Below are 12,331 nucleotides of genomic sequence, written 5' to 3'. Positions count from 1 at the left end.
GAACACCAGAAACACGTACTCCCAATCAATAAACCATGGGGAGTAAACGAAACGGAGCACTTTTGAACGCCAACGATCACAGACAATTTGACCTGCACCCGGTGGACCAGCGTCGGCTGGCGACGCTTTGTGGCCAGTTTGATGAAAACCTGAAGATGATTGAAAAACGCCTGCATGTAAAAGTCGGCAGGCGGGGTCATCATTTCCGGGTGGAAGGGGAAACCGAACATGTGGCGGCGGCCGTTGAGGTTATCCGGCATCTGTATCGGGAAACCGAAGCCACGGATGATATTCCGCCGGATACCGTGCATCTGTTTATCCGGGAAACCGGCTTTGAACGCCTGCCGGAGGACGTGCCCTACGATGGCGCGGTGACGGTGATCAAGACGCCGAAACTGACAGCCAAGCCCCGGGGCGCGAATCAGCAGAAGTATGTTCACAACATCCACACCCACGATATCAATTTCGGGATTGGGCCGGCAGGTACCGGCAAGACCTGGTTGGCGGTGGCCTGTGCCGTTGAGGCTCTGAAAGACGAGCAGGTGAAGCGGATTCTGCTGGTGCGGCCGGCGGTGGAGGCTGGTGAGAAGCTTGGTTTTCTCCCTGGCGACCTGGCTCAGAAGGTGGATCCATACCTGCGCCCGTTGTACGACGCATTGTATGAAATGCTCGGGTTTGACCAGGTTACCCGCCTGATCGAGAAAAGCGTGATCGAGATTGCGCCACTGGCGTTCATGCGCGGCCGTACGCTCAATAATTCGTTCATCATCCTGGACGAGAGCCAGAACACCACCCGTGAGCAGATGAAGATGTTTCTGACCCGTATCGGCTTTGGGTCTACCGCGGTTATTACCGGCGACACCACCCAGGTGGACTTGCCCCGTGGCCAGAACTCCGGGCTTATTCATGCCGCCGGTGTTCTCAGCAAGGTGCCGGGCATCGGGTTTACCCGGTTCGAGGCGAAGGATGTGGTACGCCATCCGCTGGTACAGCGGATTGTCGAGGCCTACGATTCCTTTGATGATGGGAGTGCGACCGGCCAGTGAACGAGCTGACAGTAGATTTTCAGCAGGTTTTTGAGGCTCCGGGAATACCTTCGGAGGCGCAGGTTCAGAAATGGGCGCAACTTGCCTGGCAGGGCGAGGATCCGTCCGAGGTGACTGTCCGTATTGTCGGAACCGAAGAAAGTCAGGCACTGAATCACCAGTACCGGGGGCGGGACTATCCGACCAACGTGTTGTCCTTCCCATTTGAGGCGCCAGCCGGTATAACGGTGCCATTGGCCGGAGATCTGGTGATTTGTGCGCCGGTTGTCGAGAAAGAGGCCAGGGAGCAGGACAAAACCCTCGACGCCCATTGGGCGCATATGGTGGTGCATGGCATGTTGCACCTCCAGGGTTTTGATCATATTGAAGACGATGATGCCGAGGTCATGGAAGCCCTCGAAATCCGGCTGCTGATGCAGCTTGGATATGGCAATCCTTACGAAGCAGAGGAAACGGAACAAGACTCATGAGCGACGATCAGTCGAGTCGCAGCCAGGGCGGAAAGTCCTGGCTGGAACGTATATCACAGGCCTTCTCCAGCGGGCCTGAGTCCGTTGAGGACGTGCTGGAAATCCTGCGGGACGCCGAGTCCCAGAACATCATCGATGTCGATGCCATGAGCATCATCGAAGGTGCCATGCAGGTGATCGACATGCGAGTGGATGAGATCATGATTCCCCGCTCGCAGATGGTCACCGTCAAGGCATCCCAGGAGCCCAAGGAGTTTCTGGGCGAAATCATGGATTCTGCACACAGCCGTTTTCCGGTTATTGGCGACAGCCAGGACGATGTCATCGGCGTGCTACTGGCCAAAGATCTGCTTCCTCTGGCCCTGAACAACGACCTGAACTGGAATCGTATCCGCGAAATTCTGCGGCCACCCAATTTTGTCCCCGAGAGCAAGCGCCTCAACCAGTTGCTCAAGGAGTTCAAGGAAAACCGCAACCACATGGCCATCGTGGTGGATGAATACGGCGGCACCGCCGGCCTCATCACCATCGAAGACGTTCTCGAGCAGATCGTTGGCGAGATCGAGGACGAACACGACTTCGATGAAGAGACGAACATCAAGGCCCGGGGCGATGGCAGCTACGCCGTAAAAGCAGTAACGCCCATTGATGATTTCAATGAGTTCTTCGAAACCGAAATGGACGAAGAAGAATTCGATACCATTGGTGGCGTGGTTCTCAAGGAATTCGGACACCTGCCCAGACGGGGCGAATCGGTTGAATTCGGCGGCTTGCGCTTTACCATTGCCAACGCCGATAACCGTGTAATCCGTCTGCTGCAGGTAACCCGAAGTGACCAGTGACGCCACAAACACCAGAGCGTTGAACACCCCCTTCTCTTCTAACGCCTGGCTGGGCGCCGCCGCCCTTGTGGTGGCCGGCGCTTTGCAAACCCTGACTTTTTCTCCATTCAACCTCTGGTGGCTGGGCCCGGTCTCGGTCCTGTTGATCCTTCTGGTTACCGTACCCCTGGCCCCGGAAAAGCTTTTCCGGGCCGGATGGCTGACTGGCCTGGGGCTGTTCGGCAGCGGGGCCAGCTGGGTGTACATCAGCATCAGCGAACACGGCAACACAGCGATTCCCATAGCCGTCCTGCTCACTATTCTGTTCGTAGCGGGTCTGGCACTGTTCCACGCCCTCGCTTTCTGGTTCTGGGGTAAGCTTGCCAAGGACAGCCCGGTCCGACGCCTGATCCTCTTCCCCGCGATCTGGATTCTTGGCGACTGGCTCCGTGGCTGGCTGCTTACCGGCTTTCCATGGCTGTATCTGGGCACGGCGCATACAGACGGCCCCCTGGCCGGGCTGGCGCCCTTGACCGGCGTTCATGGCATCACCCTCTGGATTGCTGCTACCGGAGCCGCACTTTACGGCAGCTGGTGGCTCGTGAACCATCTGCGACCAGTTGCTGCTGGGATCACACTCGTTGTTGCCCTGATTCCCTGGTTGGTTGCTCCGGCCATGAATCGCCTCGATTGGACGGATCTGAGCGAGAACCCTACTTCCTTTGCTGCCATGCAGGGCAATATCCCCCAGCAGATAAAATGGGACCCGGAGTTTTTGAAGGACCAGATCGTCACCTATCTGGGAATGACGGAAGACCACTGGGACACAGACCTGATTCTATGGCCGGAAACGGCCATCCCCATCCCTCAGGATCAGGCTGGCAAGATCATTGATCACATCAGTGCAGAATTGGGGGAGAACAGCACCCTGATTACCGGTATACCCTGGTATGGATTCAGTGATCGTATTGAAGACTTTACCTTCCACAACAGCATCATGGCCATCGGCAACGGCGAAGGCATGTACCACAAGCAGAAGCTGGTGCCGTTCGGGGAGTATGTGCCTCTACAAAGTGTGTTGCGGGGTCTGATCGGTTTCTTCGATTTGCCCATGAGCGATTTCAGCCGGGGACCTGAGTGGCAGGATCCGCTCGAGGCCAATGGCATCAACGTGATGCCCTTTATCTGCTATGAGGTCGCCTATCCCGATTTTGTGGCCTTTAACGCCCGGGGCGCAGGCCTTCTGCTCACCATCAGCAACGACGGCTGGTTCGGTGACTCTATCGGCCCGTTGCAGCATTTACAAATCGCCAGAATGCGGGCCTTGGAAACTGGCCGCTACATGCTTCGAGGCACCAACAATGGCGTAACGGCAATCATCAATAACCGTGGTGAACTGACCGAAACCATTCCCCAGTTCGAGCGCGCCACCCTCACCGGCGAGGTGTTCACTGCCACGGGTAGCACGCCCTATATGCAAACCGGCTCCTGGCCAGTGCTGACCCTTGCGGTCATTCTGATCGTTTTTGTCCGGGAGCGGATTATTCCTCCTGTTTCGGCCAGCGGCTCGTGACCCGCTCGTAGTAGTGGGAGCCGCAGGCTTCACAGGGTTCCAGGTGACTGGTGGCAGTCAGACACCTCATATGCCCGCAGTTCAGGCACTGGAACATACCGGCGGTAGCCACTTCCCCTGAGATGTACTGGCCCACTTCCTTATTTTCCAGCTTCTGTTTCAGCTCCAGGAAGTCCACAACCGTTTTGTCAGCGACCGACAGCAGGCTGTCCGCCAACTGGTGTTCCAGCAATGCCATATCAAGCTGCAACCATTCACTCAGGCCTTCTCCAGTTTCCTCCACGAAGTGCAGAAGGTGCTCGAGATCCCTCTGGAGGTATTCGCCAAGCAGGGCCGCTTCATCCCTGGTCATCTCCTCGAGCTCGTACTCAAATTCCACCGCTTTCTGGACCTCTTCTTCGAGGTTCTGGAGCGATGTTTCTTCCAGGTCATGGAGACGCGCTTTTACCCGCTCCAGCATACGGTCGTAAACTTCCAGTGCCTTGCCTGAGAGATGACTTCTTTCTGGTTGTGTCATTTTGACTCCTCGATACCGCGTTCAGGTGCAGGAGCCGCTGCACAGCCTTCTTTTCCGGGACACGCTGTGAATACATCCATGTACGCTTGGCTGCAGCATCCATGCTGCAGACAGTCCCGGAAAAGAAGGCTGTACACCGTCTCCCGAGCTTGGGAAGTGCACCTTGGACTCCACTTCCGATGTAACGGGCGCTGGCGGCGATGACTCCCTGGGACTGTGAGCAGCATGGATGCTGCGATCAAGCCTACACGGACGTATTCACGGCGTGTCCCGGGGAGTCATCGCCGCCAGCGCTTCCCCCATATCTGCAAGTCTGGCACAAGAACAGAAAATTGGCAGACTACCTGTAAAGGCTAGTGTGCGTTAGAATGTCCGGCCCGCTCCGGACGTGATTTTGATACAGGCTTTTATTTTTCCACACAAGGTAATTTCGGTAATGGCAGGAATGGACGAGCAATACAATCCCCGTGACGTAGAACAGAATGCCCGTAATTTCTGGGAAGAGAACAAGACCTTCACGGTGAAGGAAGAACCGGGCAAACCCAAGTACTACTGCCTGTCCATGTTCCCCTACCCCAGTGGCAAGCTGCACATGGGGCACGTCCGCAATTACACCATCGGCGATGTAATTTCCCGCTACCAGCGCATGCAGGGCAAGAACGTGATGCAGCCCATGGGCTGGGATGCATTTGGCCTGCCTGCCGAGAACGCCGCCATTGCCAACAAGACTGCACCGGCCAAGTGGACCTACGCCAACATCGAGTACATGAAGAACCAGCTCAAGCAGCTGGGGTTCGGGTACGACTGGGATCGGGAACTGGCTACCTGCAAGCCGGATTACTATCGCTGGGAACAGTGGTTCTTCGCGCGTTTGTATGAGAAGGGCCTGGTGTACAAGAAGATGTCCACGGTTAACTGGGACCCGGTGGACCAGACGGTTCTGGCCAACGAGCAGGTCGTGGACGGCCGGGGCTGGCGTTCCGGTGCACTGGTGGAACAGAAAAAGATCCCGCAGTGGTTTATCCGCATTACCGATTACGCCGAAGAACTGCTGAACGATCTGGACGAGCTGGAAGACTGGCCCGAGCAGGTCAAGACCATGCAGCGCAACTGGATCGGCAAGTCTGAAGGCACCGAGCTGACCTTCCCGCTTAAAGACCGTGATAGCGGTCTGACCGTTTATACCACCCGCCCCGACACCCTGATGGGCGTGAGCTACATGGCCGTGGCCGCAGAGCATCCCCTGGCCAAAGAGGCGGCAGAGCGCCATCGCGACGTGGCTGAGTTTGTCGAGGAGTGCCGCAACAGCAAGACCGCGGAGGCCGAACTGGCCACCATGGAGAAGCGCGGCATCGATACTGGCTTCAAGGCGGTGCACCCGCTTACACAAGAAGAGATTCCGGTCTGGGTCGCCAACTTTGTGCTGATGGATTACGGCACTGGTGCGCTGATGGCGGTGCCCGGTCACGACGAGCGCGACCATGAGTTTGCCCGCAAGTATAAACTGCCCATCAAACAGGTGATTGCCGCCAGTGACGGCCGGGAGATCGATGTCCAGGAGCAGGCCTTCACCGAGAAGGGCATCCTCGTTTCCTCCGGCAAGTACAGCGGTCTGAGCAGCGACGAAGCCTTCGATGAGATTGCAACATTCCTGGAAGAACACAGCATTGGCAAGCGCACCGTGAATTACCGCCTGCGCGACTGGGGTGTATCCCGCCAGCGTTACTGGGGCGCGCCGATTCCGATGATGACACTGGAAGACGGCACCGAGATGCCGGTGCCCGATGACAAGCTGCCGGTACGCCTGCCCGAAGACGTGGAAATGGACGGTGTCCAGTCTCCCATCAAGGCCGATCCTGAGTGGTGCAAGACCGAGTTCAACGGCCAGCCGGCGACCCTGGAAACCGACACTTTCGACACCTTCATGGAGTCTTCCTGGTACTACGCCCGGTTCTGCAGCCCCAATTACGATCAGGGCATGCTGGACCCGTCTGCCGCCAACTATTGGCTGCCGGTAGATCAGTACATCGGTGGCATTGAGCACGCTATCCTGCACCTGCTGTATGCCCGCTTCTTCCACAAGCTGCTGCGCGACGTGGGCCTGGTGACCAGTTCCGAGCCCTTCAACCGACTGCTTTGCCAGGGCATGGTCCTGGCGGAGACCTATTACCGGGAAGATGGCAAGGGTGGCAAGGTATGGATTTCGCCCGCCGATGTGACCGTCGAGCGAGACGAGAAAGGCCAGCCTGTTCGGGCCGTGCACAAGGAAGATGGCGAGCCGGTGGTATCCGGCGGCGTCACCAAGATGTCCAAGTCCAAGAACAACGGCATTGATCCCCAGGCCATCATCGACGAGCACGGTGCCGATACCGTTCGCCTGTTCATGATGTTTGCGGCACCCCCGGAACAGTCCCTGGAGTGGTCGGACAGTGGTGTTGAGGGTGCACACCGTTTCCTCAAGCGCATCTGGCGCCTGGTGAACGAGCATGCAGCAGGCGGCCCTGCGCCGGCTGTGGACGCGGCCGAACTGAACGATGGCCAGAAAAACCTGCGGCGCAAGACTCACGAGACTATTGCCAAGGTCAGTGACGATATCAGCCGGCGGCTGACGTTCAATACGGCCATTGCCGCCGTGATGGAGCTGCTCAACGATGTTGGCAAACTCCAGGGTGACGAGCCCCAGACACGTGCCGTCCGCCAGGAAGCCCTGGACACCGCGGTGCTCGTGCTGTCGCCGATCGTTCCGCACATCTGCCATACCCTTTGGCAGGCGTTAGGTCACGAAGAGCCCGTTGTCAATGCGTCCTGGCCCAAAGCTGATGAGTCCGCCATGGTTCGCAGCCAGATCCAGGTGGTACTGCAGGTCAATGGCAAGGTTCGGGCCAAGGAAGATGTGCCGGCCGATATCAGCAAGGCCGATCTGGAAAAGCTGGCCCTCGAGAACGAGAACGTTATGCGCTTTACGGAGGGCGCGACGGTACGCAAGGTTATCGTGGTGCCGGGCAAACTGGTGAATGTGGTGGCCAACTGATATGTCATGCCACTCCGCTCTGAAATCTTCAGCACGCCTGATGCCGACCGCTGTAATGGCGGCGCTGATTGCTGGTTGTGGATTCCAGTTGCGGGGTGCGCCTCCGGTTTCTTCGGCCCTTGAACCTCTGGCGGTGGATTGCTCATCCCAGGTACCCGACACCCTGTGCCGTTCCTTGCGCGAACAGCTGAATCTGGGCAATGTCCGTCTGGCGCCAGTGGCGGAGGCCGATTACATTCTACGACTGAGGAATTTCGAGCGGGATCGCCGCGCAAGCGCCATCACAGCCCAGGCCGCGGCCGCCGAATACACGCTCCGTCACTCTGTTGATCTTGAAGTGGTCAGCTCTGATCGGGTTCCCATGGTAGGTACGACCCGCCTGACGACCAGCGAGAGTTACCGCTACGACGAGACCAACGTGCTGGCAAGACAGCGTGAAGAAGAGGCCCTCCGCCAGCAAATGGACGATCGCCTTGCACAGCAGGTGATATTCCGGCTGGCTCCTCTGACCCCACAGCGCATCGACGCCATCCGGGCAGAATACCAGCGCAAACAGGAAGATGACGCCCAAGCCACAGGCCAGCCATGAAGACCAACCCGGGCCAGTTATCCCAGCTTCTGAAAAAGGGCCTCTCGCCTGTCTATCTTGTTTCCGGTGATGAACCCCTGCTGGTTCAGGAATGCTGTGATCAGGTTCGAAAGGCCGCAAAAGACGCCGGCTATCATGACCGCCTGACCTTCCACGCCGATCACCAACTGGACTGGAATGCCGTTGGCGAAGAATTCAGTGCCATGTCCCTGTTTGCCGAGAAACGGCGCATCGAGATTCATTTGCCCACGGGCAAGCTTGGTGACGGTCGCGCGGTACTGGAACGGGTACTGGCAGATCCTCCCGAAGATATCATCCTGCTGCTGATCAGCGCCCGCCTGGACGCCGCGGAGACACGGAGGAAATGGTACAAAGAGCTCCAGGGAAAAGGTGTTCACGTGCCGGTGTGGCCGGTAGATGCCGATAAGTTCCAGGGGTGGCTCCAGCAGAGGGCCAGCAACCGGGGCCTGAGCCTGACCCGGGGCGCCCTGGCCATCATGAGCGAACGCCTGGAAGGTAATCTGCTTGCCGCCAGCCAGGAGCTGGACAGGCTGTCTCTGCTGGCAAACGGCAATACCATCGACGAGGAAACTGTTGAACAGGCAGTGCAGGACAGTTCCCGATTCAATGGCTTCGAACTGGTCACGGAATTGATCAGTGGCCGGGCCCCTCACGCGGGTAAGATGATCACTGTGCTTCAGCAAGAGGGAGAAAACCCGCTGGGCCTGCTGTCGGTTCTCAGCCGCGACCTGAATCTCTTGCTGGAGCTGAAGTCCTCAGCCGGTCAGTCGGAGAATCCCGCAGCCTTCCTGAAAAAGCGAGGGGTGTTCCAGCCCCAGCGGGCCCGGGCGCTCGAGCAGGCCGCACGCAGGCTGAACCGCTCCCAACTGAATGAGGCCATCAGCCTTTGCAGTCAGATCGATCGCGCCGCCAAAGGCTTCGATACCCTCACTCCGTGGCACTATTTGCGGGATATGTCCGCCCTGCTTGCCGGTCGTTCCTGACCTGAATCAAACTCTACCTTTCTTGTTATCGTCTGGCCCAGCCAGCCCCTTGACAGATTTTTACAATCGGGCGCATTGTAAGCACACCAACAATCCAAGGAGGTGCTTGATATGAGTCTTCAAGAAGAGCTCAAGAAGCTGTCGGAAAAGGTAAAACAGTACCGGGATGAGGCGCGCGTTCAGATGCATCTGGCCCGGGAAGACGTAAAGGACGAGTGGGAGGACCTCGAACAGGACTGGGATCGATTCAAAAACAAAATCGACCAGGTTCTGCACGATGCAGAAAACGCGTCCCAGGAAGCCCGCCAAACCGCGCAAAAACTGGGCGAAGATCTGAAAAACGGTTATCAGAACATCCGCAACAAACTGAAGTGAAACTGTTAACCCGTTAACATTACGCCACAAATTTCTACCTCAGAGGCTCTGTGCATTAGAGCCTCTGTGTCATACTTCACAGTATCAGTGAACAAAGCGTCATAGTTTTGACCCACCTGATCATTTTATGATCAGGCCTGATCATCAGGGCCCGAATTGCCAGGACGTTTGGGAACACTGCGAGGTATAAAAGGCGTATGAAACAACTCTTACTGATACCCACAGCGCTCTGCCTGTTGCTCACCACTACCCTCGTTATTGGCCAGAATACCCGGTTCAGTGACCCTAAAACCGTTGTTTCCGATCACTTCTGGGGTGACCTCTACGCCAACGGCGGCAACTCCTTCTTTTGCAACACGGCTTTTACCAGCAAAGGTTTCGTGCTGACAGACGGCTATGTGTATCCATTGGCGGATGTCCGAAGCGCACTTGATTGCGGCACATCCCGTGAATGTGAACAGGACAATCGCTACCGCCAGATCGCGTCTGACATGCACAATATGATACCGGTACGCAGCCGGACCGAGATGGGGCGCCGCAATGCCCGTTACGAAGATCTCGGGGAGTCCGTCAGCGAGGATGAGTGTGGCATTCGCCAAAGCGCCCAGTTCTTCGAGCCACCGGTCCGGGTCAAAGGCGATGTCGCGCGCACCGTTGCCTACATGGTGGATACCTATGACCTGCCGTGGCTGGGCTCCTCCGCGGTCTTCAAGGGATGGAATCGTCTGGACCCGCCGGATGATGGCGAGATCACCCGTCATCGGCGCATCGCTGAAATCCAGGGCAACGACAACCCCTTCGTCACCGATCCGAACCGGATGGAGCGCCTGTAAGCTCTAAAAGGGTCAGGCCAATTGGTCAGCATCCATAAAAAAACAGGCCCGAAGGCCTGTTTTTTTGCGGGTTGCTATTGCTGACGGAATCAGAATTCCTCTGCAGTCAGCGCCATCATGGAATCACTGCCGCTGCGAATACCCTCGGCCAGCGAAACCGTCTTTGGCAACAGACGGTCATAGTAGAATCGCGCCGTCTTCATTTTACCGCTGTAGAAGCCGGAGGTGTCCGCTTCGGCCTGGGGTGCCGCTGCTTTGGCAATCTTCGCCCACATGTAGCCAAGTGCCGTCAGACCAAACAGGTCCAGATAGTCCACGGAAGCCGCGCCAATGGCGTTCGGATTGTCCCCAGCCTGTTTGATCACGTGCTCGGTAACATCATCAAGACGCTCAACCGCCGCCGCTAGCGGCTCAAGGAACGGGCGCAAGTGCTCATCACCGCTATTCTCCTCGAGGAAGTTTGCCACGTCCTGGGCGAACAGCTCATAGAGTTTACCCTGCGTACCAACCACTTTCCGGCCCATCAGATCCAGTGCCTGGATACCGTTGGTGCCTTCGTAGATCTGGGTAATACGGCAGTCACGAACCAGTTGCTCCTGGCCCCACTCGCGGATGAAACCATGGCCACCGAAAACCTGCTGGCCCATGATACAGGCATCCAGGCCACGATCGGTCAGGAATGCCTTGGCTATCGGGGTCAGCAAGGCCACCATGCCCTCGGCATGTTTGCGACGCTCGTCGTCCTCGGCGTACTTGGAGATATCCAGCCACTGGGCAACGTAGGTCGAGAAGGCCCTGCCGCCTTCCACAAAGCCTTTCATGGTCAGCAGCATGCGGCGCACATCCGGATGAACGAGAATCGGATCTGCTGCCTTTTCGGGCTGCTGGGCGCCGGTTGGCGCGCGGCTCTGGATACGGTCAAGGGCGTATTCCCGGGCACTCTGGAGAGAGGCCTCGGCAGCGCCGATTCCCTGGATGCCCACGCCCAGGCGCTCGTAGTTCATCATGGTGAACATGGCCGCCAGGCCTTTGTTCTCTTCACCGACCAACCAGCCTTTGGCGCCATCAAAGTTCATGACACAGGTAGCAGATCCTTTGATGCCCATCTTCTTCTCGATGGAACCGCAACTGAAGCTGTTGCGCTCACCCAGTGAACCGTCGTCATTCACGAGGAACTTGGGCACGAGGAACAGGGAAATGCCCTTGGGACCCTTCGGCGCGTCTGGCAGCTTGGCGAGAACCAGGTGAATGATGTTCTCCGCCATGTCGTGCTCGCCCCAGGTAATGAAGATCTTGGTGCCTGTGACGTTGAAAGAGCCGTCTTCGTTGGGCTCGGCCTTGGTGCGGATAATTCCCAGGTCGGTACCGGCGTGGGGCTCTGTCAGATCCATAGCACCGGACCAGACACCGGAGTACATATTCGGGAGGTATTTTTCTTTAAGCTCATCACTGCCATGGGCATCCAGGGCGAGACAGGCACCTGCCGTCAGCATAGGGGCCAGGCCGAACGCCATGTTGGCACCCTGCATCATTTCCTCGAACTGGGCCACCAGAGTCTTGGGCATGCCCATGCCGCCAAAATCCGGGTTACCGCCGAGGCCGTTCCAACCGCCTTCAACGATGGTCTGGTAGGCTTCCTTGAAACCGTCCGGTGACGTCACCTCGCCGTCGTTCCATTTGCAGCCCTGCTCGTCGCCCTCGCGATTCAGGGGCGCCAGTACACCGCTGCTGATCTTGCCAGCCTCTTCAAGAATCGCGTCCGCCGTTTCCGGGTCCACATGCTCGGCAACCTTGGGCAGCGAGGCCCATAGGGCGGGGGCATCGAAAACCTCATTCAGAACGAAGCGCATGTCACGTAAGGGTGCCTGATAATCAGCCATCTAAAACTCTCCAAAAATTCTGTCAGTCTGTTCAGGTGGCAATAGGGCCTCAGTTCGGGCCGGTCACACCTGCTCGGGCTATGTGTCCGCTGAAGATTATTTTTATGGGCGACTATTATACCCTAAAAGCGGACCGCAACTCATGAAAAAAGCCCGCCTCCGGGGAGTGCGGGCTTCCTTTCCTGTAGAACC

At 57.6% G+C, this 12,331-nt stretch carries 11 protein-coding genes; 9 read left to right on the top strand and 2 right to left on the bottom strand.

Features of this window, described 5'->3' with window-relative positions:
- The first annotated feature begins 62 nt into the window (after nucleotides 1–62).
- Genes WA411_RS11170 through lnt form a run of 4 tightly spaced genes read left to right on the top strand, consistent with a single transcriptional unit; the run spans nucleotide 63 to nucleotide 3,910 of the window.
- Entirely contained in the window at nucleotides 63–1,046 is a 984-nt protein-coding gene (locus tag WA411_RS11170; RefSeq protein ID WP_291905988.1) for a PhoH family protein, read from the top strand.
- On the top strand, nucleotides 1,043–1,516 hold the full coding sequence (gene ybeY, locus WA411_RS11165) for an rRNA maturation RNase YbeY (RefSeq protein WP_222464969.1): 474 nt from the start codon (nucleotides 1,043–1,045) through the stop codon (nucleotides 1,514–1,516). Before WA411_RS11170 ends, ybeY begins: the two co-directional genes overlap by 4 nt.
- Nucleotides 1,513–2,358, top strand: coding sequence for an HlyC/CorC family transporter (locus WA411_RS11160; protein WP_069183050.1), 846 nt, complete (start codon nucleotides 1,513–1,515; stop codon nucleotides 2,356–2,358). Before ybeY ends, WA411_RS11160 begins: the two co-directional genes overlap by 4 nt.
- Complete coding sequence (gene lnt, locus WA411_RS11155; protein WP_291905989.1) at nucleotides 2,348–3,910, top strand: apolipoprotein N-acyltransferase; 1,563 nt, start codon at nucleotides 2,348–2,350, stop codon at nucleotides 3,908–3,910. The genes WA411_RS11160 and lnt overlap by 11 nt, the downstream gene beginning before the upstream one ends.
- On the opposite strand, the gene WA411_RS11150 is transcribed toward lnt, so the two are convergent.
- Nucleotides 3,879–4,427, bottom strand: coding sequence for a zinc ribbon-containing protein (locus tag WA411_RS11150; protein WP_291905990.1), 549 nt, complete (start codon nucleotides 4,425–4,427; stop codon nucleotides 3,879–3,881). The two genes, lnt and WA411_RS11150, sit on opposite strands and share 32 nt — an antisense overlap.
- A 445-nt stretch (nucleotides 4,428–4,872) precedes the next feature.
- Between WA411_RS11150 and leuS the strand changes: the two genes are divergently transcribed.
- The 5 genes from leuS to WA411_RS11125 all read left to right on the top strand — a co-directional run bounded on the left by leuS (nucleotide 4,873) and on the right by WA411_RS11125 (nucleotide 10,259).
- Complete coding sequence (leuS, locus tag WA411_RS11145; protein WP_291911235.1) at nucleotides 4,873–7,458, top strand: leucine--tRNA ligase; 2,586 nt, start codon at nucleotides 4,873–4,875, stop codon at nucleotides 7,456–7,458.
- A 40-nt stretch (nucleotides 7,459–7,498) separates the two neighbouring features.
- A complete protein-coding gene (locus tag WA411_RS11140; RefSeq protein WP_291905991.1) occupies nucleotides 7,499–8,047 on the top strand; it encodes an LPS-assembly lipoprotein LptE in 549 nt (182 codons plus the stop codon).
- Nucleotides 8,044–9,051 (top strand): DNA polymerase III subunit delta, encoded by a 1,008-nt coding sequence (gene holA, locus WA411_RS11135; RefSeq protein ID WP_291905992.1) that lies wholly within the window; start codon nucleotides 8,044–8,046, stop codon nucleotides 9,049–9,051. Before WA411_RS11140 ends, holA begins: the two co-directional genes overlap by 4 nt.
- A 111-nt stretch (nucleotides 9,052–9,162) precedes the next feature.
- Nucleotides 9,163–9,426: a hypothetical protein gene (locus WA411_RS11130; protein WP_069183045.1), complete on the top strand. Its 264-nt coding sequence runs from the start codon at nucleotides 9,163–9,165 to the stop codon at nucleotides 9,424–9,426.
- Nucleotides 9,427–9,623: 197 nt separating this feature from the next.
- The gene (locus WA411_RS11125) at nucleotides 9,624–10,259 is read left to right on the top strand and encodes an endonuclease (RefSeq protein ID WP_291905993.1); all 636 of its coding nucleotides are present in this window, start codon (nucleotides 9,624–9,626) and stop codon (nucleotides 10,257–10,259) included.
- An 89-nt stretch (nucleotides 10,260–10,348) separates the two neighbouring features.
- On the opposite strand, the gene WA411_RS11120 is transcribed toward WA411_RS11125, so the two are convergent.
- A complete protein-coding gene (locus WA411_RS11120; RefSeq protein WP_291905994.1) occupies nucleotides 10,349–12,139 on the bottom strand; it encodes an acyl-CoA dehydrogenase C-terminal domain-containing protein in 1,791 nt (596 codons plus the stop codon).
- Between the last annotated feature and the right edge of the window lie 192 nt (nucleotides 12,140–12,331).

The sequence above is a fragment of the Marinobacter sp. CH_CUG1437-1 genome, from assembly GCF_037029655.1.
In the GTDB taxonomy this organism is placed as follows: Bacteria; Pseudomonadota; Gammaproteobacteria; order Pseudomonadales; family Oleiphilaceae; genus Marinobacter; species Marinobacter salsuginis.
The sequence above is the reverse complement of the archived record's forward strand: the minus strand, read 5'-3'. Positions and strand labels throughout refer to the sequence as shown.

What these genes read in the sequence shown, in the direction of transcription:
- WA411_RS11120 (WP_291905994.1), bottom strand. Translation starts at nt 12,139, where the DNA reads ATGGCTGATTATCAGGCACCCTTACGTGACATGCGCTTCGTTCTGAAT.
- WA411_RS11140 (WP_291905991.1), top strand. Translation starts at nt 7,499, where the DNA reads ATGCCGACCGCTGTAATGGCGGCGCTGATTGCTGGTTGTGGATTCCAG.
- WA411_RS11150 (WP_291905990.1), bottom strand. Translation starts at nt 4,427, where the DNA reads ATGACACAACCAGAAAGAAGTCATCTCTCAGGCAAGGCACTGGAAGTT.
- WA411_RS11160 (WP_069183050.1), top strand. Translation starts at nt 1,513, where the DNA reads ATGAGCGACGATCAGTCGAGTCGCAGCCAGGGCGGAAAGTCCTGGCTG.
- WA411_RS11125 (WP_291905993.1), top strand. Translation starts at nt 9,624, where the DNA reads ATGAAACAACTCTTACTGATACCCACAGCGCTCTGCCTGTTGCTCACC.
- WA411_RS11130 (WP_069183045.1), top strand. Translation starts at nt 9,163, where the DNA reads ATGAGTCTTCAAGAAGAGCTCAAGAAGCTGTCGGAAAAGGTAAAACAG.
- leuS (WP_291911235.1), top strand. Translation starts at nt 4,873, where the DNA reads ATGGACGAGCAATACAATCCCCGTGACGTAGAACAGAATGCCCGTAAT.
- holA (WP_291905992.1), top strand. Translation starts at nt 8,044, where the DNA reads ATGAAGACCAACCCGGGCCAGTTATCCCAGCTTCTGAAAAAGGGCCTC.